This is a genomic window from Winogradskyella sp. Asnod2-B02-A (genome assembly GCF_045063645.1).
GTDB lineage: Bacteria > Bacteroidota > Bacteroidia > Flavobacteriales > Flavobacteriaceae > Winogradskyella.
In genome coordinates this window covers 503,002-526,149 of record NZ_JBEFOG010000025.1, presented here as the reverse complement: position 1 = coordinate 526,149, position 23,148 = coordinate 503,002, and the positions used below count along the sequence as shown (strand labels likewise).

Annotated in this window: 23 protein-coding genes and 3 tRNA genes; 14 read left to right on the top strand and 12 right to left on the bottom strand. The window is 31.3% G+C overall.

The genetic code is table 11. The features are described 5' to 3' along the window. Window positions 1-14: 14 nt before the first annotated feature. The 6 genes from ACJJVO_RS03345 to tgt form a co-directional block, all read right to left on the bottom strand. Window positions 15-1,049 carry an AI-2E family transporter gene (locus ACJJVO_RS03345; RefSeq protein ID WP_405570421.1) on the bottom strand — a complete coding sequence of 345 codons (1,035 nt, stop codon included), beginning with the start codon at window positions 1,047-1,049 and terminating at the stop codon, window positions 15-17. A gap of 74 nt (window positions 1,050-1,123) precedes the next feature. Next, the gene (dnaB, locus tag ACJJVO_RS03340; protein WP_405570419.1) at window positions 1,124-2,656 is read right to left on the bottom strand and encodes a replicative DNA helicase; all 1,533 of its coding nucleotides are present in this window, start codon (window positions 2,654-2,656) and stop codon (window positions 1,124-1,126) included. Between the two features lie 168 nt (window positions 2,657-2,824). After that, window positions 2,825-3,778: an acetyl-CoA carboxylase carboxyltransferase subunit alpha gene (locus tag ACJJVO_RS03335; RefSeq protein ID WP_405570416.1), complete on the bottom strand. Its 954-nt coding sequence runs from the start codon at window positions 3,776-3,778 to the stop codon at window positions 2,825-2,827. Between the two features lie 143 nt (window positions 3,779-3,921). After that, a complete protein-coding gene (locus ACJJVO_RS03330; protein WP_405570413.1) occupies window positions 3,922-4,821 on the bottom strand; it encodes a DMT family transporter in 900 nt (299 codons plus the stop codon). Then, the gene (locus ACJJVO_RS03325) at window positions 4,808-5,884 is read right to left on the bottom strand and encodes an LptF/LptG family permease (protein WP_405570410.1); all 1,077 of its coding nucleotides are present in this window, start codon (window positions 5,882-5,884) and stop codon (window positions 4,808-4,810) included. The genes ACJJVO_RS03330 and ACJJVO_RS03325 overlap by 14 nt, the downstream gene beginning before the upstream one ends. Window positions 5,885-5,966: 82 nt before the next feature. Continuing rightward, window positions 5,967-7,097: a tRNA guanosine(34) transglycosylase Tgt gene (gene tgt, locus ACJJVO_RS03320; protein ID WP_405570409.1), complete on the bottom strand. Its 1,131-nt coding sequence runs from the start codon at window positions 7,095-7,097 to the stop codon at window positions 5,967-5,969. A gap of 248 nt (window positions 7,098-7,345) precedes the next feature. On the opposite strand from tgt, the gene ACJJVO_RS03315 reads away from it, so the two are divergent. The 4 genes from ACJJVO_RS03315 to ACJJVO_RS03300 all read left to right on the top strand — a co-directional run bounded on the left by ACJJVO_RS03315 (window position 7,346) and on the right by ACJJVO_RS03300 (window position 10,536). After that, a complete protein-coding gene (locus tag ACJJVO_RS03315; RefSeq protein WP_405570407.1) occupies window positions 7,346-8,191 on the top strand; it encodes a transketolase in 846 nt (281 codons plus the stop codon). Window position 8,192: 1 nt separating this feature from the next. Beyond that, complete coding sequence (locus tag ACJJVO_RS03310; protein ID WP_405570404.1) at window positions 8,193-8,897, top strand: hypothetical protein; 705 nt, start codon at window positions 8,193-8,195, stop codon at window positions 8,895-8,897. Continuing rightward, entirely contained in the window at window positions 8,894-9,847 is a 954-nt protein-coding gene (locus ACJJVO_RS03305; protein WP_405570402.1) for a transketolase family protein, read from the top strand. Before ACJJVO_RS03310 ends, ACJJVO_RS03305 begins: the two co-directional genes overlap by 4 nt. Before the next feature lie 92 nt (window positions 9,848-9,939). Then, window positions 9,940-10,536, top strand: a complete 597-nt coding sequence (locus ACJJVO_RS03300) for an outer membrane beta-barrel protein (protein WP_405570399.1) — start codon at window positions 9,940-9,942, stop codon at window positions 10,534-10,536. 72 nt (window positions 10,537-10,608) lie between these two features. Here ACJJVO_RS03300 and ACJJVO_RS03295 read toward each other — a convergent pair whose 3' ends face one another. Continuing rightward, window positions 10,609-11,679: an FKBP-type peptidyl-prolyl cis-trans isomerase gene (locus ACJJVO_RS03295; RefSeq protein ID WP_405570397.1), complete on the bottom strand. Its 1,071-nt coding sequence runs from the start codon at window positions 11,677-11,679 to the stop codon at window positions 10,609-10,611. A gap of 134 nt (window positions 11,680-11,813) precedes the next feature. Between ACJJVO_RS03295 and ACJJVO_RS03290 the strand changes: the two genes are divergently transcribed. The 3 genes from ACJJVO_RS03290 to ACJJVO_RS03280 are packed head-to-tail and all read left to right on the top strand — an operon-like array spanning window position 11,814 to window position 13,312. Further along, entirely contained in the window at window positions 11,814-12,188 is a 375-nt protein-coding gene (locus ACJJVO_RS03290) for an RNA-binding S4 domain-containing protein (protein ID WP_405570394.1), read from the top strand. Between the two features lie 30 nt (window positions 12,189-12,218). Next, window positions 12,219-12,809: a methyltransferase domain-containing protein gene (locus tag ACJJVO_RS03285; RefSeq protein ID WP_405570391.1), complete on the top strand. Its 591-nt coding sequence runs from the start codon at window positions 12,219-12,221 to the stop codon at window positions 12,807-12,809. Continuing rightward, window positions 12,809-13,312 carry a phosphoribosyltransferase family protein gene (locus ACJJVO_RS03280; protein WP_405570388.1) on the top strand — a complete coding sequence of 168 codons (504 nt, stop codon included), beginning with the start codon at window positions 12,809-12,811 and terminating at the stop codon, window positions 13,310-13,312. The genes ACJJVO_RS03285 and ACJJVO_RS03280 overlap by 1 nt, the downstream gene beginning before the upstream one ends. Here ACJJVO_RS03280 and ACJJVO_RS03275 read toward each other — a convergent pair. After that, the gene (locus ACJJVO_RS03275) at window positions 13,304-13,825 is read right to left on the bottom strand and encodes a shikimate kinase (RefSeq protein WP_405570386.1); all 522 of its coding nucleotides are present in this window, start codon (window positions 13,823-13,825) and stop codon (window positions 13,304-13,306) included. The genes ACJJVO_RS03280 and ACJJVO_RS03275 overlap by 9 nt on opposite strands. Window positions 13,826-13,954: 129 nt before the next feature. Here ACJJVO_RS03275 and ACJJVO_RS03270 point away from each other — a divergent pair. The 7 genes from ACJJVO_RS03270 to ACJJVO_RS03240 all read left to right on the top strand — a co-directional run bounded on the left by ACJJVO_RS03270 (window position 13,955) and on the right by ACJJVO_RS03240 (window position 18,385). Beyond that, window positions 13,955-14,027, top strand: a tRNA-Lys gene (locus ACJJVO_RS03270). Window positions 14,028-14,298: 271 nt separating this feature from the next. After that, a tRNA-Lys gene (locus ACJJVO_RS03265) sits at window positions 14,299-14,371 on the top strand. Window positions 14,372-14,427: 56 nt separating this feature from the next. Next, window positions 14,428-14,511, top strand: a tRNA-Leu gene (locus tag ACJJVO_RS03260). 189 nt (window positions 14,512-14,700) lie between these two features. Continuing rightward, window positions 14,701-15,600, top strand: coding sequence for a MerR family transcriptional regulator (locus tag ACJJVO_RS03255; RefSeq protein WP_405570384.1), 900 nt, complete (start codon window positions 14,701-14,703; stop codon window positions 15,598-15,600). A 4-nt stretch (window positions 15,601-15,604) separates the two neighbouring features. Continuing rightward, window positions 15,605-17,059: a phytoene desaturase family protein gene (locus tag ACJJVO_RS03250; RefSeq protein WP_405570383.1), complete on the top strand. Its 1,455-nt coding sequence runs from the start codon at window positions 15,605-15,607 to the stop codon at window positions 17,057-17,059. A gap of 21 nt (window positions 17,060-17,080) precedes the next feature. Further along, window positions 17,081-17,920 carry a phytoene/squalene synthase family protein gene (locus ACJJVO_RS03245; protein ID WP_405570380.1) on the top strand — a complete coding sequence of 280 codons (840 nt, stop codon included), beginning with the start codon at window positions 17,081-17,083 and terminating at the stop codon, window positions 17,918-17,920. A gap of 18 nt (window positions 17,921-17,938) precedes the next feature. Beyond that, window positions 17,939-18,385 (top strand): sterol desaturase family protein, encoded by a 447-nt coding sequence (locus tag ACJJVO_RS03240; RefSeq protein ID WP_405570377.1) that lies wholly within the window; start codon window positions 17,939-17,941, stop codon window positions 18,383-18,385. 1 nt (window position 18,386) lies between these two features. On the opposite strand, the gene ACJJVO_RS03235 is transcribed toward ACJJVO_RS03240, so the two are convergent. The 4 genes from ACJJVO_RS03235 to ACJJVO_RS03220 all read right to left on the bottom strand — a co-directional run bounded on the left by ACJJVO_RS03235 (window position 18,387) and on the right by ACJJVO_RS03220 (window position 23,046). Continuing rightward, the gene (locus ACJJVO_RS03235; protein WP_405570375.1) at window positions 18,387-18,962 is read right to left on the bottom strand and encodes a TlpA family protein disulfide reductase; all 576 of its coding nucleotides are present in this window, start codon (window positions 18,960-18,962) and stop codon (window positions 18,387-18,389) included. A 78-nt stretch (window positions 18,963-19,040) separates the two neighbouring features. Further along, entirely contained in the window at window positions 19,041-19,919 is an 879-nt protein-coding gene (locus ACJJVO_RS03230; protein ID WP_405570373.1) for an anti-sigma factor, read from the bottom strand. Window positions 19,920-19,986: 67 nt separating this feature from the next. Beyond that, window positions 19,987-20,658, bottom strand: a complete 672-nt coding sequence (locus ACJJVO_RS03225; protein ID WP_405570372.1) for a Crp/Fnr family transcriptional regulator — start codon at window positions 20,656-20,658, stop codon at window positions 19,987-19,989. A gap of 111 nt (window positions 20,659-20,769) precedes the next feature. Continuing rightward, window positions 20,770-23,046, bottom strand: a complete 2,277-nt coding sequence (locus tag ACJJVO_RS03220; protein WP_405570370.1) for a T9SS type A sorting domain-containing protein — start codon at window positions 23,044-23,046, stop codon at window positions 20,770-20,772. Between the last annotated feature and the right edge of the window lie 102 nt (window positions 23,047-23,148).

The following is a 23,148-nucleotide window of genomic DNA, read 5'->3' as shown; positions in this document are numbered from 1 at the left end:
ATTAAGACTACAACTTAATCTAATTGCGTCTCATTTCCAGAAAGTAAACTCGCTATGATTTTTGTTCCTTGAAACTGTTCTAAAATAATTTTAATAAAAACTGTTATTGGAATTGCCATTATTAATCCAGGAATTCCCCAAAGAAAACCCCAAAACATCAACATGACTAGAACCGCAATAACATTTATAGAAAAAGATTTTCCCATAAAAATTGGTTCTAAAATAGCACCAAACGTAACTTGAACCATAGAGATTGCAAAAATAAAGAAGAATAATGTACTTGTTGGATCTAACTCTACAAAAGCAAAAATAGATAACAAAATAACAGAAACAAATGAGCCTACCATTTGTACAAAATTAATAGCAAAGGCAAATAATCCCCAAAAAATAGGAAAACTCACATCGAAAAACACACACATTAAACCCGTAAACAAACCCGTTAATGCACTCACCAAAACCTTTACCTTAATAAATTTAATTAGGTCTTTCTCAATCTTCATAAAGGTCTTAACAGAAGTGTGCTTTCGCTTAAGTATAGTACTATTTAATAATTTATGAACATTAATAGACTCTGCCAACCAAAGCACAACAAAGAACACAGTCATTAATAAAGTTGTTAGAAACGAATTTAAAAAACCTATAGTAGATCCAAGGTTTTCTTTCTGAAAGAACTGTCCTATAAAACTATGCTCTTGTTCAAATTCAATTCCAAAATTATCAAGTAAATAGACCTTAAGATCTGCTAATTTTAATTCAGCTTTAGCTAAAAACTCAGTATTATTTGCGAGTATTTGTCGGCTAGATAATTGTACTAATTCAATACCTACTTTTAAACCAATTGCTACCAATAATAAGACAATAATGATACTAAAAATTTTAGGAATATTTCTGCGTCCTAACCATCGCATTAACGGTAAAAACAACAAAGCTATAAACATTGAAAAAATCAATGGAATAAATATAAAAGACAAGATCTTTAGTAGATAAAAGACTAAAGGAACTACAATAATTAACAACAAAACGTTTGTTGTACGTCGTTGGTCTAACATGAGGTAAATTTGGTTTTAAACAGTATGTCTACAAAGATAAGTTAAAATTCAGTTTTTTATTATTTAAAACGCTATTAAAAAGGCACGCCATCATCCTCTGGCCCTCCAAAAGCATCTGATGGAGACGGGAAACTATTTGGTTGAAAAGTATTGTCGTTAGGAGATTCATTCATTTTAGAATGAAATTCACCAAAAGGTGTATCAAAATCATCTAAATTATCAAACTTACCTAAGTGACCGATGAACTTTAATCTAATGTTTTCTAGTCCACCATTTCTATGCTTTGCAACAATAAATTCACCTTGTCCTGCTGTTGGTGAACGTTCTTCATCATCCCATTCATCAATTTTATAATATTCAGGTCTATAAATAAATGATACAATATCTGCATCTTGCTCAATCGCACCAGATTCACGTAAATCAGATAGTAATGGCCTTTTACTTCCACCACGCGTTTCCACAGCACGCGATAATTGTGACAATGCAATTACAGGAATACTCAATTCCTTTGCTAAAGCTTTTAGGTTTCTAGAAATCATGGAAATTTCTTGTTCACGATTACCTCCTTTTTGGCTACCACCTGCAGTCATTAATTGCAAATAATCAATCATAATCATCTTAATACCATATTGAGATGCTAAACGACGTGCTTTCGCTCTTAAATCAAAAATAGATAATGAAGGAGTATCATCAATAAATAAAGGTGCTGTTTCTAGCGTTTTTACTTTAACGTTAAGCTGTTCCCACTCATGTTTTTCAAGTTTCCCTGTTCTAAGTTTCTCTGAAGACAACCCAGTTTCACTAGAAATTAAACGCGTTATTAATTGTACTGAGGACATTTCTAATGAAAAGAAAGCCACAGGAGTATTACTATTTACAGCAACATTACGTGCCATGGTTAAGGTAAATGCGGTTTTACCCATACCAGGACGCGCAGCTACAATAACTAAATCTGACGGTTGCCAACCAGACGTTAATTTATCTAATTTATCAAAACCAGAAGGAATTCCACTCATTCCCTCTTGATTAGAAATCTCTTCAATTTTCTTTTTCGCCTGAATAACTAAACTCTGAGCGGATTCTGTTGATTTTTTTACGTTACCTTGAGTAACTTCATATAATTTGGCTTCTGCTGTATCTAATAAATCAAAAACATCTCTAGTCTCATCATAAGCTTCTTCAATAATTTCGTTTGAAATTTTAATTAAACTACGTTGAATATATTTTTGAAGAATAATACGTGCATGAAACTCAATATGCGCAGAAGAAGATACACGTTGTGTTAAAGAAATAAGGTAAAAATCGCCTCCAATCAAATCTAATTTTTGATCTTTCTTCAATTGACTAGAAACAGTTAATAAGTCGACTGGCTCCGAGTTTTCAAACAACTTAAAAATAGCTTCAAAGATATGTTTATGAGCTTCTTTGTAAAAAGCATCTGGACTCAAAATATCAATAACTTCATCGACACCTTTTTTATCAATCATCATAGCACCCAACACAACCTCTTCTAAATCAGGCGCTTGAGGTGGTATTTTTCCTTTTTCTAGATTGATAATTGTGCCTTTATCTACTTTATAGCCTTGTATTGGATTAGGTTGTTTCATAAGTAACAAAAGTAGTTAAATAGTGTTGAGAAAATAGGCTTGATTGATTTACAATCTTAACATGTCTTCAACAATTTAACTGTTAATAACTTGATTTTATTGTTAATAGTGCCAAAAAAAACCGAAGTTAAAACTTCAGTTTTTTTTAGTTCCTTATGTTTAGTGGATTTAATCTTTATAGACTCCCATTTCATCGTATTTTTCCATACGTTGGTTCACTAAATCTTTTGGTGATAAGTTTTTAAGCTCTTCATAAGACTTCTCTATAGCATCTTTTACAGCTGAAAATGTTTTTTCTCTATCTGTATGTGCTCCTCCAAGAGGTTCTTTTATAATTTGATCCACAAGCTTCATGCGTTTCATATCTTTAGCTGTTAACTTTAAAGCTTCAGCAGCTTGTTCTTTATATTCCCAACTTCTCCATAAAATAGATGAACATGATTCTGGTGAAATAACAGAATACCACGTATTTTCTAACATCATTACACGGTCTCCTACTCCAATACCTAATGCTCCACCAGAAGCTCCTTCTCCAATAATAATAGTAATAATTGGGACTTTAAGGCGTGCCATTTCTAAAATATTTCTAGCAATAGCTTCTCCTTGTCCTCGCTCTTCTGCTTCTAAACCTGGATATGCACCTGGAGTGTCTATTAAAGTAACCACAGGTATTCCGAATTTCTCAGCAGATTTCATTAAACGTAACGCTTTACGATAACCTTCTGGATTTGACATTCCGAAATTACGGTACTGCCTTGTTTTAGTATTAAAACCTTTTTGTTGCCCAATAAACATGTAAGACTGATCACCTATTTTACCTAAGCCACCAATCATCGCTTTATCGTCCTTTACATTTCTGTCTCCATGTAATTCTAAAAAAGTATCTCCACAAAGTGCTTTAATATGATCTAATGTATAAGGTCTGTTTGGGTGTCTAGACAGTTGAACACGTTGCCAAGCTGTAAGGTTTTTATAAATATTCTTTTTAGTTTCAGCTAACTTTTTATCTATCTGTTTACAGGTTTCAGTAACATCTACATCACTTTCTTTTCCTATAATCTGACATTTATCTAGCTGCTCTTCTAATTCTTTTATTGGTAATTCAAACTCTAAATATTCCATACAATTTGAAGTTGTTTTTTGTTTAGTTAGTTTACAAACCTACGGCTTCTAAATTTATTTCTAATCACTAAATTTAAAGTAAGTTTTCTTATTGCAAGTACAAAAATACAGATTATATAAGAAAATATAAAGACTTTAATCTGTTATACTTTTAGTTTGGCTTTCCTAATCTTGTAATTTTTAAAAACTGCATCAAATAAAACTGTGATTAACACAAGAATAGCACCTATATAAAATTGTGGAGACATCTTTTCTGTTTCTGGAAATAAAAATAAAGCTATTGCAATTCCATAAAGCGGCTCTAAATTATAGCTTAAAATAACCGTAAAAGGACTTATATAACGCATTACATCAACAGAACCAATAAATGCATACGCTGTACATATAGATGCTAAAATGAATAAATACATCCAATCTGAACTAGATAGTGTAAAGAATTCAGTATTGAATGTTTTACCTGATAATAAAATGAACACCGTTAAAAAAAGCACTCCACTTATAAACTCGTAAAAGGAAATAACAGTTGCATTATGCTTCTCTATAAATCGACCATTTATTACTGCAAATAAAGTAGAAAACAAAGCCGAAAACAGTCCCAGAATAATACCGTTAACGTAACCCATCTCGCTACTAGTAATTAAAACCACACCAAATACTACAATAATACCAAAGATAATTTCGTAGCCTAAAATACGACGTTTAAAAAATAAAGGCTCAATAAAGGATGCAAAAAAAGCACCTGATGAGAACATTGCCAATGCTATAGAAACGTTAGCTTGGTTAATGGCTTCAAAAAAAGTAATCCAATGCAGCGCGATTATAATACCAGCTGCAGAAAACTGCAAAAATGTCTTTTTTGAAATTTTTATGTTAATCCTTACTATTTTAATATATATAAACATTAAAATACCAGCGATTGCCATTCTATACCACACTAGTTCAAGAGCACCAATTGTAATTAACTCACCTAATATAGCGGTAAAGCCAGCAATTAGTACTAGAAAGTGTAAATGTAAATAATGCTTTAATTTAGCGTTTGGCATTTTGCAATAAGTAAATCGCTAAAATACCAAATAATACATTAGGAAACCATACAGCTACAACTGGAGGAAGACTTGACTGACCAGCCATAACTCCAAAAACCTTATCGAAGAATACATAAATCATTGCAATTGCAATTCCTAAAGCAAGATTTACTCCCATGCCTCCACGTCGTTTTACAGAAGATACTGCAACTGCTATAATTGTAAGAATAAATATTGAAGTTGGTAAACTCCATTTTTTTAGTTTTACAACTTCATAACGACCTATGTTTTTTGAACCTTTCCTTTTTTCAGAAGCAATAAAATCTAAAAGCTCACCATAGGGTTTGGTTTCCGCAGCATACTCAACAGGTGTTAGATCTTCGAGTTCAAATGGTAAATCCATTTGTATACGGTTTTCTTTTTCTACTGTTTCAATACCATTTTCAAAAGAACGTTTTAAATAACGCGTAAGTTGATAAGCACTATCTTTATCTATAAAACGAATGTTATCGGCTAAGATTTTATATTTAAGCTCATTACCTTCAAAATGCTCGTAAGTAAAATTTTGACCAGAATTAGTTTTGGGACTAAAACTACTTACATAAATATAATCATTATCATTAATTTGTTGATATACATCTCTTGTTTGCTGTACACTTTTATTCTTTCTTAGATACTTAAACTTAAACTCATTAAATCCTTGGCTAGCTATTGGTGCCAAATACATACCCAAAAACATAGCAAAACTAGCAACAATGGTTGCACCTATTATATAAGGTCTTAAGAAACGAGTAAACGAAACACCCGAACTTAAAAAAGCAACAATCTCTGTGTTATTAGCCAACTTGGATGTAAACCAAATCACCGACAGGAATAAAAATAGTGGAAACAACAAATTGGCAAAATAAACGGTGAAATTTAAATAGTAAAAAGCGACCTCTCCAAATGATGCATCATTTTCTATTATTCTACCTACTTTTTCTGCTAAATCTACAGTAATTCCGATAGGAACAAACAGCAATAACATCATTAGAAATGTAAATAAATACCGCTTTAATATGTACCAATCTAATATTTTCAATTTTCTTATTTAGTTGTTTATTCCTGCATTTATAGCTAAGGAAATGTTTAGTTATTTAATCTTTTAAATTCAATTATAAATACTACAAACGGTTATCCATTTGTTTTACCATTTTCTCTTTCCATGCTCTAAAATCACCAGCAATAATATGTTTTCTGGCCTCTCTTGTTAACCAAAGATAAAATCCAAGATTATGAATGGTTGCTATTTGTTTTCCCAATAGTTCATTTACCGTAAATAAATGTCTCAAATAAGCTTTACTATATTCTGTATCTACAAAAGTAATTGCCATTTCATCTATTGGTGAGAAATCATTAGCCCATTTTAAATTTTTGATATTAATTGAGCCATGAGCTGTAAATAACATGCCGTTTCTAGCATTTCGAGTAGGCATCACACAATCAAACATATCTACACCTAACGCAATATTTTCTAATATATTGATTGGTGTCCCAACTCCCATTAAATAACGTGGTTTGTCTTCTGGCAAAATGCTACAAACTACATCTGTCATAGCATACATTTCTTCTGCTGGTTCCCCTACAGAAAGTCCACCAATAGCATTACCTTCTGCTCCTGCATTAGCAATATATTCAGCGGATTGCTGTCTTAAATCTTTATAGGTACTTCCTTGAACAATCGGAAAAAATGTTTGGTCGTAATCGTAAGTTAACGGTGTTTTTTTAAGATGTGTTAAACAACGTTCTAACCAACGATGCGTCATGTGCATAGAACGCTTAGCATAATTATAATCACATGGATAAGGTGTACACTCATCAAAAGCCATAATGATATCAGCTCCTATTTTACGCTGTACCTCCATTACGTTTTCTGGAGTAAAAACATGGTAGCTGCCATCAATGTGCGATTTAAACTTCACACCTTCTTCTTTGATTTTTCTATTTGATGATAAAGAGTATACTTGGTAACCTCCAGAATCGGTTAAAATATTTCGATCCCAATTCATAAATTTATGCAATCCACCTGCTTGCTCCAATATTGGTGTTTGTGGTCTTAAATACAAATGGTAGGTATTTCCAAGAATAATATCTGGATTAATATCATTTTTTAACTCTCTTTGGTGCACTCCTTTAACAGAAGCTACTGTACCAACAGGCATAAAAATAGGGGTTTCAATTGTACCATGATCTGTAGTTATAGATCCTGCTCTTGCCTTTGTTTCTTTATCGGTTGCTATTCTTTGAAATTTCATGTATTGTAAGTCAGACGGCAAATATAAATAACTATATAAGATTCCTTCTTAAATTAAATTTAAAAAATAGGCTTTTTAAAATTTAGAGGTCAGGTTATAAATTCTCTTTTTAGGATTTATGAATATAGACTAGGATTATTTACATATTGTTAGCAAATCATGCATTTCGTTAATAAGTGCATCATTTCAACTTTTGAAAGACCTTTGTAAAAAGTTACTTTTGTAGCATAAAACTTAAGCAACATAACATGCCAAACATTAAAGAATTAACTGATTTAACTACTCAAGTTCGTAGAGATATTATACGAATGGTGCACAAAGTGAACTCTGGTCATCCAGGTGGATCATTAGGTTGTGCCGAATTTTTTGTTTCACTTTATCAAGAGCTATTAGAAACCAAAGAAGGTTTTAATATGGATGGCATAGGAGAAGATTTATTCTTTCTTTCTAATGGTCATATTTCACCAGTATATTATAGCGTATTAGCAAGATCTGGCTATTTTCCTGTAGAAGAACTAAATACATTTAGACTTTTAGATTCGAGACTACAAGGACACCCAACAACTCACGAAGGTTTACCTGGAATTAGAATTGCTTCTGGCTCTTTAGGTCAAGGTATGTCTGTTGCCATTGGTGCAGCACAAGCAAAAAAATTGAATAAAGACAATCATCTTATATATAGTCTTCATGGAGATGGAGAATTACAAGAAGGACAAAATTGGGAAGCAATAATGTATGCTTCGGCTAAAAAAGTAGACAATCTGATTTCAACTATTGATTTAAACAAACAGCAAATTGATGGGTCCACTGATGATGTTTTACCCATGGGAAGCCTAAGAGCAAAATTTGAAGCTTTTGGTTGGACAGTATTAGATATTGAAAAAGGTAATGATATTGAAGCTATATTAAAAGGTATGGCTGAAGCAAAATCATTAACAGGTAAAGGAAAACCAGTTTGTGTTTTATTACATACCGTAATGGGTAATGGTATCGATTTTATGATGCATACACATGCTTGGCACGGAAAAGCACCTAATGATGAGCAACTTGCTATAGGTTTAGCTCAAAATCCTGAAACTTTAGGAGATTACTAATATGAAAAAAATAATCTTAATTAGTCTATTGTTATTTATTTCAATGAGTTATGCTCAGGAAAAAAAGATTTCTGTAGATTATATCGTTGAATATTTAATACCCAATAAACGGCAAGCAACAATTGATACCGTTAAAATCGGATTAGATAAAAGCGGAAGATATATTTGGACGGATAGTGAATATTTAGCAAAAGATTTAGCCAAATCAATGTTTTCTGGTAAAGAAAATATGATGAAGAATTCAGAATTAGCGATTATTTTGGATACCAAAAACATGTCAGTAATGTTATTCTTCAATTCTGGAGAAAATGAAATGTACATGAATATGTCATTATATAATTTCTTTCCAGTTTCCGGATCTAGCGATGCAGAGTCTTTTGAACTCATTTCAGAAAACACGAATGAAAAAGTGAGTGTTGCAGATAGGGAAGGTATAGTTTATAATATATATCCTAGTAATGAGACTTCCGAAAAAATTGCAGTAGTCTTTGATGAATCTATAGACGTCAACAATAATAAATTATTCAACAATTTTTTTAAATTGGTTTTTGCAGCTGAAGGTGGTTCTGTTTTAAATGATTTAGAACTTCCAAATGGACTTATCCTTAACATTTCTAATAAAGGGGAAACCTTTGTAGAAGCCATTAAAATACAAACAGAAAGAAAAACATTTACTATTAATCACAGTTTCAAAATAACAGAATGAAAACATATACATACACAGAAAAAAAAGATACAAGAAGTGGTTTTGGTGCTGGCTTAGCAGAATTAGGACGCACAAATCCTAATGTGGTTGCCTTATGTGCTGACCTTATTGGATCTTTAAAAATGAATGAATTTATTGACGAAAATCCAGAGCGATTTTTCCAAATCGGAATTGCAGAAGCAAATATGATGGGAATTGCAGCGGGTTTAACCATTGGTGGAAAAATTCCGTTTACAGGTACTTTTGCTAATTTCTCTACAGGACGTGTTTACGATCAAATTCGTCAGTCTATAGCCTATTCTGGTAAAAATGTAAAGATTTGTGCTTCTCACGCTGGCTTAACGTTAGGTGAAGATGGTGCAACACACCAGATTTTAGAAGATATTGGTTTAATGAAAATGTTACCAGGAATGGTAGTTATTAATCCTTGTGATTATAACCAAACAAAAGCAGCAACTATTGCTATTGCAGATTATGATGGCCCTGTTTATTTAAGATTTGGTCGTCCGTCTGTGCCAATTTTTACACCTGCAGATCAAAAATTTGAAATTGGAAAAGCTATAAAATTTACTGAAGGAACAGATGTAACTATTGTTGCTACTGGTCATTTAGTTTGGGAAGCTCTAGAAGCATCAAAAGTTTTAAACGAAGCTGGTATTTCTGCTGAAGTGATTAACATCCATACTATAAAACCTTTAGATGATAAAGCTATTTTAGATTCTGTTGCTAAAACAGGATGTATTGTTACTGCTGAAGAGCATAATTTTCTAGGTGGTCTAGGAGAAAGTGTTTCTAGAGTTTTAGCTTTACACCATCCTACTCCTCAAGAATTTGTTGCTACCAACGATACTTTTGGTGAGTCTGGAACACCAGCTCAACTGATGGATAAATATGGTTTAAACAGTGATGCTATTATAAAAGCGGTTCAAAAAGTAATAAAAAGAAAATAATTTCATTTTGGAAACGTTTTTGATATAGTACTTATATATAACTCATTTGAATAACTATTTAAATGAGTTTTTAATTTAAAAAAACGAACATTATGAGAAATTTAAAAAAATCAGTTATTTTAACTGCTGTCCTAGCTACTATTGGATTTACCATTAATGCCCAAAACAATAGTTCCTTTGGTTTTAAAGGTGGTTTAAATTATAGTGCCAATGGAGATTATTTTGAATCCGCAAGTACAAATGCAGAAACTCCCGATCGTAATATTGGATATCATATTGGTGTTTTCGGCAAAATAGGAGACAAACTATACCTTAGACCAGAGTTAGTATACACCGCTACAAAAAGTGACTATGACAGTAATGCTTTTTCTATAAAGAAAATTGATGTACCATTATTAGTGGGTCTTAAAGTAATTGGCCCTGTTAGTGTTTTTGCCGGTCCTTCTTTTCAATATATACTAGAAACTGATTTTGAAGGTATCGATATTGATACTGTTAAAAATGATTTCTCTGTTGGTTTCAATTTTGGTGTTGGATTCAATTTAAATAAAATTGGAATTGATTTAAGATATGAAAGAGGTTTTAGTGAAAATGAAGCTACATTTATTGACACTAATATAACAACAGTAAATAGTAGAATTGATACAAGACCAGATCAATTAATCCTAAGTTTATCAATAGGTTTATAATTAACTCTTATAAAAAACAAGAAAGCCGCTCATTAAATGAGCGGCTTTTTTTATTGTTAATACCTAGAACGATTACAATTCATTATAATTAATTTCAATAGAAGCATCCAAATAATCAGGTACACCATCGTTGTTAGAATCTGCTATGGTCACAGTCTTAAATGTAATAGAACCATCAGTATTTACAACTCTACTTCTTATAAACTCATTTTCAGCTAGAGTGAGATCATCTTCACTAGCCACTGGAGGATAAACTGTTGTAATTAATTCATCAATTGTAAATACATTGTCGCCATCATCATTATTATCTATAAAATTAAAAAATCCATCTTCGTCAGTATCATCATCTTCAATATCTAAATTTTCATTTAAATCTTCAATGTAAGAAGGTATACCATCATCATCATGATCTACTGTATCTGTTTGTAATAATTCAAATTTAAAAATAAGATTATCATAAGAAGCACCTGTAGTAACACCTGAAAAATAACCTAATCCAGATGGTACAAACATCATTCCTAAGCCTGGATTCGTATAATTCACACTACCATTACCATCAATACCAAAACTTTCTGCTGCTGAAAATGTTGGCATTACTAATTGCCAAGCTTTAATAACACTTACAATAGAAACAAAATCAGTCTGTAAATAAAAGTCTTCAGCTGTTATTGCAGAGTCAAAAACCACTTCTTCTCCACCTACTTCTTCATTAATTGAGCTTCCTTCATATCTAGCACGTACAAAATCAGTGAATTTTGGAGTATCTCCTTCGCCTTGGTTTAGGCTTAATACGTAATACTTATATTCAACGTCATAATATGTTGCAGTACGCGTTTCTACAGCGTCAAATAGTAATGTATTGTTTGTTGGATCTGGCATAGCTTCATATTCTCCATTAAGATTTATAGGTAATTCTGAAATAATGATATCCGTATATTTAAAATCAGAACCTGTTTCAAAAAAACTTGAATTATAATAATGTGAGCTTAGATATTGCAATATTACTGCGTCATCTATAACTTGCTGTTCTGTTCTATCTGCTGCTACAAAAGTTGAACCATTATCATCATCACCATTACAAGAAACAAATACAATTGTTAGTGTCAGTAAAATAAGACTAAGTCTTAAAGTTTTAATTTTCATAGAAATTTATATTTTTCGCATAAAACCACCATAGTTGAGATACGAAGTTCATTATTGCTTATTTTTAAGCCGCAAGATACAATAATATAATATTTTTGTACTATAACATTAACGTAGTTTTTAGTAAATAAGGTATGCGAATTGATAAATATTTATGGTGTGTTAGATATTATAAAACACGTAGTATTGCCACAAAAGCATGTAAAAAAGGGCAAGTAAAAGTTAATGGTGATGCGGTAAAACCCTCTAGGGAAGTTTTTCCTACAGATAAAATTGAACTTAGAAAAGATCAAATTATTTACCAACTTACGGTTAACGATTTACCTCCTAATCGTGTTGGCGCAAAATTGGTGGATATTTATAGAGTAGACACCACTCCAAAATCTGCTTTTGAAGCTAAAGAACTTTTAAAATATAGTAAAGATTATTATAGAAAAAAGGGTTCTGGAAGACCAACGAAAAAAGACAGACGAGATATTGATGATTTTTATGATGATGAGGAAGAATAAAACTAACCATACCATTAAAGTCTTTTTGGAATGATTAATAAACTCAACAAATCTTATTGGGAAAATAGGTATGTAAACAACCAAATAGGTTGGAATATTGGTTACGCCTCTACTCCTCTCAAAACATACATTGACCAAATAAAAGATAAATCATTAAAAATTCTAATTCCTGGTGCCGGTAATAGCTACGAAGCCGAATATCTGTGGTGCCATGGTTTTAAAAACATTTATGTTTTAGATTTAGCTCATCAACCCTTAGATAATTTTATCATTCGTTTGCCAAATTTCCCCAAAAATCAACTTATAAATGCTGATTTTTTTGAATACGAGAATAGCTTTGATCTTATTTTTGAACAAACATTTTTCTGTGCACTAAATCCCAATTTGAGAACACAATATGTTGATCAAATGCATCAACTATTAAAACCAAAAGGAAAACTTGTTGGCTTATTTTTTAATTTTGAATTAACAGAAGAAGGACCACCCTTTGGCGGAAGTGTATTTGAATATAATTCACTGTTTAAACATCAGTTTAAAATGAATGTATTAGAACCTTCAATTAATTCCATAAAAGAAAGACAAGGTAAAGAACTGTTTTTTATCTTTGAAAAAAAGAGCTAATGGCACTAACAAAAAACACCATATTAAGTCATAAAGAAATTGAGCACAAAATAAAACGTATTGCCTATCAAATTTATGAAAGCAATGTGAATGAAACAGAACTCATTATTGCTGGTATTGAAAGTAACGGCTACCTGCTTGCTAAAAAGATAAAATCTAATTTAGATAAGATTTCAGATATCCAATCTACTTTGTGTAAAGTCACAATAAATAAATCTGAACCTACAGAGCCCATAAAAACGTCTATTTCTAAAGAAGATTACACTAATAAATCTTTGGTGTTAATTGATGATGTTCTCAACTCTGGCAGTACACTAATTTATGGTATTAAACATTTTTTAGATGTACCACTAAAACAATTTAAAACTGCTGTATTAGTAAATCGTAACCATAAAAAGTATCCTGTAAAGGCAGACTTTAAGGGTATTTCTCTTTCTACATCATTATTTGAGCATGTGCATGTAAATTTATCTAAACAACCTTACGAAGCTTATTTAGATTAAATGAACTAAAAGGTCTTCTAAAATTTCTTTTTGTGTTTTATGATCCGTATTCAGCGTAATCTGTGCTTGACTATAATAATGTGAGCGTTCAAAAAGATGTTTTCCAATAAACTCTAGAAGCTCTTCTTCATTATTAATATGACTTATTAGAGGTCTATGCTCACGTTCTAAAAATAAACGTTTAGCTAAAAGCGGAATTGAAAGTTTTAGATAAAATGATTTAACATTAGCATTATCAATTAAGAAATTCATGTTATTTCCATAACAAGGAGTCCCTCCTCCTAACGCAAGTACTGTATTTTTAGAAGAAGAAATAATCTCTTTTAAATATTCAGTTTCTTTTTTCCTAAAATAAATCTCACCTTTCTTTTTAAAGATATCTGATATTGAAGCCTTTTCATTCTCTATAATATAATCATCTATATCTAAAAAACTGTATTTAAGCACTGTAGCTAATTCCTTACCAAGAGTCGATTTTCCCGATCCCATATACCCTAATAAAACTATAATCATAGTACTTATAAATTGATTATTAAACCCATAGGTTTCTTCACAACAAAAAAACAAAAAAAAAAATAAAAAAGTGTTGTTAAATTAAAGAAAGCTTATATATTTGCACCCTCGTTAGAGAAAAGCATAAATGACCAGTTAGCTCAGTTGGCAGAGCATCTCCCTTTTAAGGAGAGGGTCCTGGGTTCGAGCCCCAGACTGGTCACTAAAAAAGTTAAGCATTACGCTTAACTTTTTTTTTGCATAAATTTAATTTAAATAAAAAACAGGAATTATTAAAAATATCAGCTTGATAAAATAACAATTACAGCCTCCCTTTAGCAACTTCATAAAAAACAGATCATTACACATTAAAAAACATCTATTTATGATACTTGAAATTTTCATCTGATAAAAAAAAGTATTTTTTTTTAATTCTATTCTTTGTATTTGTATAAAGGTTTTATATTTGCACCCTCGTTATAAAAAAGCATAACGACCAGTTAGCTCAGTTGGCAGAGCATCTCCCTTTTAAGGAGAGGGTCCTGGGTTCGAGCCCCAGACTGGTCACTAAAAAAAAGTTAAGCATTATGCTTAACTTTTTTTTATATTTTCTTCATTATTTTGCGCACGTGGCGGAATTGGTAGACGCGCCAGCTTGAGGGGTTGGTGGACATTAGTCCGTGGAAGTTCGAGTCTTCTCGTGCGCACTTTTATTTTATCTTTAAGACAGTTCTAATCTTCCTTTTCTTTAATTATGAGTTAACACTTTTAATTAAGGCTTCTAAATTTCAACACTATTTAGTTTCCATTTATTATTTATTTTTTATCTTTTTTGTTAATTCTACTTTATAGTATTATTAAAATGCATATTTTTGTTTAAAGATTTTTAAAAAAAAATGAACAATATAAAAAATACGTTTAGCATTAAGGATCTAGAGAACCTAACCGGAATTAAAGCACATACCATTAGAATTTGGGAAAAAAGGTATAATCTCTTAGAACCAAAACGTACCGAAACCAATATTAGATATTACGACTTAGAGAGCTTTCAAAAATTACTTAATGTAAGCTACCTCAATAACAACGGTTATAAAATTTCTAAGATTGCTACTATAGATGAGCATGAAATTCCGCAATTAGTTAAAAAAATTGCAGTTGAAACAAATACAGAAAGCCATGCTATAAATGCTTTTAAGCTAGCTATGCTTAATTTCGATCAAGGTATGTTTTATAAAACCTATAAAACGCTTTTAGAGGAAAAAGCATTTGAAGACATTTTCTATAGTATTTTTATTCCATTACTAACAGAGATTGGATTGTTATGGCAAACAGGAACTATAACTCCTGCACATGAGCACTTTATTTGTATGTTAATTCGTCAAAAATTATTAATTAGTACTGAGGAAATTCAATCACAACAAATTCATAAGTCTAATAAGACTTTTGTACTTTATTTACCTGATAACGAAATACATGAAATTGGCCTTATGCTAATTAATCATCAACTTGTCAGTAAAGGCTACCATACTATATTTTTAGGTCAAAGTGTTCCGATAGAAAGTTTAGTTGAAATTCAAAACTATTACGATGATATAACTTACATTTCATATTTTACAGTGAAACCTAAGAAAGAAAAGCTCGGAAAATATATAGAAAAATTCGATAGCCTCTTACTAAACAAGCCAAGCACCAATTTTTGGGTACTTGGGCAAATGCTGAATCATATAGACACAGACCAACTTCCTAAAGGCATAAAAGCGTTTAAGTCTATTGAAAATTTAATTGAAGAATTATAAATAAATGGGGAAATCAATTTCTATAATAGGTTCAGGTTTTTCTGCATTATCAGCATCTTGCTATTTAGCAAAAGCAGGTTTTGATGTTTCAATTTATGAAAAAAATAATACTGTTGGTGGTAGAGCTAGACAACTTACTAAAGATGGATTTACCTTTGATATAGGACCAAGTTGGTATTGGATGCCAGATATTTTTGAAAAATTCTTTAATGATTTTGGAAAAAGCACAAGCGACTATTACCAACTAGACAAGTTAAGTCCTGCATATAAAATATTCTTTTCAGATGACGTTATTACCATTGGCGACCATATGGATCAAATATGTGAAGAATTTGAACGTATTGAACCAGGAAGCTCAGTTCCACTTCGTAAATTTATTACTAGAGCACAAGATCATTATAATATTGCGATTAATAAAGTAGTTCTAAAACCTGGACTTTCACCTTTTGAATTGGTAACAAAAGATACTATCACGCGAGTAGACCGATTTTTTAGAACAATAAGCTCTGATATTCGTAAAAATTTTAAAAATCCTAAATTAATTTCAACTTTAGAGTTTCCTGTCTTGTTTTTAGGTGCAAAACCTAACCAAACACCATCATTTTATAGTTTTATGAATTTTGCCGATTTTGGTCTTGGTACTTGGCATCCAAAAGGTGGCATGTACGAAATTATTAAAGCCATGAGAAATCTAGCCGAAAGTCTAGGTGTTTCAATACATGTTAATAGTAACGTCGAAAAAATTGGTGTACAAAATGGACAAGCTAAAAGTATTACCGTTAACGGAAAAGAAATTTATTCTGATGTGGTATTAAGTGGCGCAGATTATCATCATTCCGAAACGTTATTAGATCAAAAATACAGACAATACAGTGAAGCGTATTGGGAAGGTAGAACATTTGCACCTTCTTCCCTACTCTTTTATGTTGGTTTCAATAAGAAATTACAAAATATAGAACATCATAATTTATTTTTTGATACTGATTTTGAAAAGCATGCTGAAGAAATTTATGACAATCCTAAGTGGCCAAAAGATCCATTATTTTATGTCAACTTTCCATCGGTAACAGATGAAAGCATGGCGCCAGATGGATGTGAAACTGGTTTTTTCTTAATTCCTATTGCACCAGGATTAGAAGATACACCAGAGTTACGAGAACAATATTTTAATATTATCATTAATAGATTCGAAAAAAGAACACAGCAAAATGTTCTTAAAAATATCCTTTTTAAAGAGTCTTATTGCGTTAATGATTTTATTGAAGATTACAATTCATACAAAGGCAATGCCTATGGTATGGCAAACACACTTTTGCAAACAGCATTTTTAAGACCAAAATTAAAGAGCAAGAAAGTAGACGGACTCTATTTTACAGGGCAACTCACCGTACCAGGACCAGGAGTGCCTCCTTCTTTAATTTCAGGAAAGCTAGTTGCTGAACTGATTGAAAAACACTAATTTTAATAACTACGAATCACTATGAAATCAATTTTTGACAATGTCTCCAAAGAATGCAGTAAGGCAGTAACTAATGCCTATAGTACATCATTCTCCTTGGCTACAAAAATGTTATCACTTAGCATAAGGCAAGATATTTACAATATTTACGGTTTTGTAAGATTTGCAGATGAAATTGTTGATACATTTCACGATTACAATAAAGAAATCCTTTTTAATAATTTTGAAAGAGATTTAGAAGATGCCTTAAGGGATAAAATTAGTTTAAATCCTATTTTAAATGCATTTCAAGAAACCTATCACAATTATGGCATTGATAAACATATGGTAGATTCATTTATGAATAGCATGCGCTTAGATCTTCATAAAACAGACTATTTAACAAATGAAGAGTATAAAGATTACATTTATGGTTCTGCAGATGTTGTTGGTTTAATGTGCCTTAAAGTTTTTGTTAAAGGTGATAACGAAAAATATAATGATTTAAAAGACTCTGCCATGAGCTTAGGATCTGCTTTTCAGAAAGTGAATTTTTTACGAGATTTAAAAGCTGACTTTGAAGGTTTGAATAGAACCTATTTTCCTAATACCGATTTAAATCAATTAAATGAAACCTCTAAGCAAGCAATTATATTAGATATTGAAGCTGATTTTGAAAGAGGTTTAGAAGGTATTAAACGCTTGCCTTTAGAGGCTAAATTTGGTGTATTTATGGCTTACCGCTATTACAGTAAATTATTAGAAAAATTAAAAAAGACACCTGCATTGCAAATAAAATCTACAAGAATCAGAGTTCCTAATTACAGAAAGATAGAATTATTAACTAGAAGCTACGTTAAATACCAACTCAACTTGCTTTAAACTTTTAAGAAAACAAATATGCAAACCCTTTTTTGGATACTAATATTTTCAAGTACATTTTTAATCATGGAATTTAATGCTTGGTTTACGCACAAGTATGTAATGCATGGATTTTTATGGAGCTTACACAAAGATCACCATCACAAAGACCACGATAGTTGGTTTGAGCGAAATGACGCCTTTTTTATTTTCTACGCCATTGTAAGTATCACCTGTTTTTACTTATGGAGCTATGAAGATATTTGGTATACACTTCCTATTGGCTTAGGTATTTTAGCCTATGGTATCGCCTATTTTGTTGTGCACGATATTTTTATTCATCAACGTTTTAAATGGTTGAGAAATATAGATAATAAATATGCTAGAGGTTTAAGACGTGCTCATAAAATTCATCATAAACATTTAGGTAAAGAAAAAGGTGAAAATTTTGGGATGTTATTTGTGCCTTTTAAATATTTTAAATAAACTATTCTGCAAGTAATTGATTTAATTGATTTCTCACCTTTTCACTATTCCAGTCTACAGCACCAGACTCGTCTACCACAATCTCTCCACTTTTATTTATAATAAAAGTTCTAGGGATAGTGCTTGTTGATAATTCTAGAGGCACTTGACTTAAGGGATTGTAAACTTCAAAATTAAAACCTTTTTCTATTTTGAATTTTTCAGCAATTTCAAAATCATCACTAGTGATAAACAAAAACTCAACGTCCTTGTTATAATCATTATATAGAGCTTGAAGGCTTGGCATTTCTGCAATACATGGCGGACACCATGTTGCCCAAAAATTTATAAGCACCACTTTGCCTTTTGTTGTATCAAAATTTAGGGTTGTATTGGCGTCAGACTTTAATTGAAAATTAGCATAACTCACAGATACTCTATCTTCTTTATCTATAAGAGAAGATTGATTAACATAACTCAAACACTTATGAAGACCTATTTGAATTACCTTTCTTGTTTGAGGAATAATTAGTAAAACGATGATTGCAACACTAATTATATTAAAAATTTTAGATTTTCTCTTACTTGTTTCTGTCATAGCCGAATTAATATCAATAAAGAAGCGCAACACCAAAAGTAGGTATTACGCTTCACATCTAACAAATTTAATCTAATCTTAACTTTTTGTTACAATCCCAGAAATCTCAGATACTGGACCTGTTCCCATAGAGATAGCTGTATGTACTGAGGCATCAGTAGGAACTTCGTTTGCCAAAGGTTTTAATGTAAAAGGTAATGCACTATTATCTGGACTTGGCTCAACTGATATTACTATTGTTGCACCTCTCAAATCCGTTGGAAACGTCATTCCTGTTGGTGCATTTTGTAAATAATCTTCGCCAGGAAAACCAGGTCCATTTCCTACGTCTCCTTTAAAAACTGAAGTCGCTGCATTGTCGTCTGCCATAGTTGGATCTGTAAATGTACCTGTGCTAATTGGAGTTCCATCCAAAACAGCCCATCCTTCGTATATCCAGCCCTCTGTTAATGTTGGTAAATCTAATCCTGCTACTGCTGTTCCTGTAGAATTATCTAAAAACCAAACACCACTCTCTTCATTTGTATCATCAGCATCTGTAGGAGTCGCCAAAATATAAGTACCTGTAGAAGCACTAAAATCACCAACAATACCATTAGAATCTACGTTAGCAGAAGATCCAGAAAAATCACCAGCTAAAATTTTGGTAGCTGCAGGTGCTGGATCACTATCTATAGCTGGCTCGATAGAGAGTACAAAAGTGGTCGCTTCATTTAATTGTGTTGTATTCACTGAAAATGTTTGTGGAAAATCTACACTTGAAAATGTGCCTGTAGATACAGGAGAACCATCTACAATTATCCATCCTTCGTAAACAAAATCGTCCCCTAAAGCTTCTAAACCATTAAGATTAAGGGTTAAATTTGAGTTTACTGAACTAGTGTTGTCGTCATCACTACTACACGAACTGGCAAACATACCGAGTGCCAATACCGCTAAAATCATTTTTTTCTTCATTGCTTTTTTTTTAATTATAATTCAAAATTAAGTAAGCAATGTTTCTTAAAATGTTAGATAGCTAACATTACGCAGATTTTTTTAAGATTCTTATTTCTTTTCTGTTAAAATCCAAATAATTATCTTCTTTAAGTTCATTAAGAAGAATATTGATTGTTGGTCTAGAAGTGCCAATCAATGAGGCTATATCTTTTTGTGTATAAGGATGTCTAATAACTTGATCTCCCGTTTTATCGCAATCATAACCAAATTCTGTACAAAGTTCATCTAAAAATTCAATTAGACGGGTTTTAGTATCCTTAAATAATAGCAATTGTAAACGACGCTCTAATTTTTTAAATTTAAACCCAATAAATTTATAAACCTTAAAACTAAAGTTTTGATTATCTCGCATTAAATCGTGCATAACATTAATACTGATAGGACATATAGAAGTTTCGTTATCAATAGACTGTGCAAATTCATCACGTTTTTCATCTCCTAAAATTGCTTTTTCCCCAAACAATTCACCTTTAGTAAGAATGGCTTTTACTATTTCATTTCCATCTTCACTATAATAGCCAATTTTTACTTTTCCTTGCTCTATTAAATAAACCTTATTAGCAGCATCTGCTTGAATATATATGTAATCTTTCTTTTTGTAAGAACAGAAACTATGTTCATTTTTATAAATTTTAACTTTATGAGGACAAAGCACCTTAAAAAGGTTAACATTGTCAAAGAACCACAGTGATTGCATTGGTATATGTATTTGTTAGATGCTTTTATAGTCGAAATAAAACTCCCTTACTAACAAAAAAAGCCCTCGATTCTTATTCAAGGGCTTTTTTTATAATGGAAAGTTTAGATATTACTCTTTTATTATCTTTTTCGATTCTAGTTGTCCTTCGTTATTTTTTACTTTCACAAAATAAACACCATTTTCTAATGCTGAAATATTTAGATCTATTATTGAAACTTGTTGCGCTTTGTGTGATAATACCATTTTTCCTAGAATATCAAAAACCGTAACTTCAATACTAGATTGTGCAGATTTAAAACTTAAATTAACCATATCTTTTGAAGGATTAGGCGATAATAAGTAATCACTTGTAATACTATTTTCTGTGATACTTAAAGGTGCTGTAAATTCTGTATTAAAAGTATTTGTTATTACTGGTGCATTAAAATCGAATACAATACCTGCTGTATTTGGTACAATATCACCTATTTCGTATCCTGCTAATGGTTTTATTTTATAGTATACAAAACCATGACTATTAGGTTCGTCAGTAGTTTCATCGGCTAAGTTTATGTTACTAAACTGCCAAGTTAAGGCGTCAAAATCGCGCTCAATGCCATAAGAATGACTAGCTCTTAACATTTGGAAGGTCGTCTTATCTAACTTAGGGTCTAAAGTATTTTCTATAGTTACATTTATTGCACTAGCAGTACCTACATTTTGAAACCTAATGGTATAATAGAGATAATCGTCTTCCGTAAAACTAACATGTTCAATTTCTGGTCCATGAGACTCATTAATATCATTAGGATCATAAGAACCAATAATAATTTCTGATAAACTAGAAGTGTTATTTTCAATGACCACATCACTTGAAGATGTTGTATACTCTGCAACATTGGTGATCATATCTCCTAAATTCGCAGAAGTGGACACCAATAAATCAATATAAATCACTTCACTTTCTCCTGGTAGTAAGTTTATAAAATCTAATGTAAATCCGGTTGCTGTTGGTGTAATGGTATTGCCTGCACTTAATCCTGTTGCGCCTGAATATGCCGCAATAGCATCGTTAGCAAATGTTACACTACCAGAACTCACCGTTGACTCGCCATTATTCTTTACAATTAGCATATTTCTATATGTAAATCCTGGTCTTGGAGCCTGCCAATATGATAGTAAATTCACTGAAATATCATCGCAAGTATCTTGTACTATTAAATTCATCTGTGATATTTGAACACATTCAGAGTTTAAACTACTTTCTACTCTAACATAGATCACCTCATTACTCCCAATATAATTATCAGGAGATGAAATAGGATTGGTATTTGCATCCGCATCAACTAAAGTATTATAATAACTTATATTATACTGATATGTACTTAAGCCAGATAGGACTAAACTATTTCTGCTCGTTAAATCAAATGCACCAATACCATCAGTATCAGAACCACTTGTAGTATCACAAACAATATAATCTAATTCGGTATTCGGTGTCGGTTCAGAAATAGATAATAATTGAAATTGGGTAATGCTTAGATATGGATCGCAATTAAAATTAGTGTTATTTGGATCATAGATTCTGGCATAAATAGTTTGATTCGGCGACAATGCTACATAGGTCGTTGGATTAGGAATTGGATTTTCAAGATTCCAAGCATCATTATAATTTACAAAATGATTAATTGTAACCCAGTTTTGACCATTTATAATTTGCTGATCGTTATTAGTTAAATCGAATGTATCCGTATTAAAATCAGAAGAACAACTTCCCATATTTGGAGCATATCCTGCAAATAATGGCTCAAATAATGTGTCAATGTCAATAGGAATAATATCTAAACACTCTGCATTGGTTTCTTCTATACGAAGGTAAATTGTAGTAAAATAAAATAAATCAATATAATCTAAAGCATTATTAGTATCTCCAACGTTAGCTTCAGTTTCTGATAGGTAATAATGAAATATTATATTTGATGTATTATTCAAGTAGTAGTAGCTATCTAATTGTTCAACAACCAAGAAATTACATTCAGCAACTTGAAAATTGTTTTCTAAATTACTTTTTACTAAAATCTGTGAAGAATCTACAAAAACTTGTCCATTAGACAACGTTGCTAACACTTTATAATAACCGCCTCCATTATTATTCATTGTAACAGTAAGCAAAGGATTTGTTGCTCCTGCAATTTCATTACTGGGAATAGTTGGAACACTCAATGATAATGAATAATACCATTGATAGGTAATATTTGTATCGGTAGTATTGATTACTGTGCCATCAAGTTCAAGAGAACCACTATCACATAAATACAATTTAACTGGTAATTCAATGTTTTGAGCAAAGACATCATTTGTTTGAACAAACAAGATGAAACCTAAAATGAGTAATAGTTTTTTCATAAAGATGGAGTTTTAAAAACAAATATACTCAATTAATTTAGAGCTATTTGTATATTTAAATTGCATAAAAAAATCCGTTAGAGACTCTAACGGATTTTTATT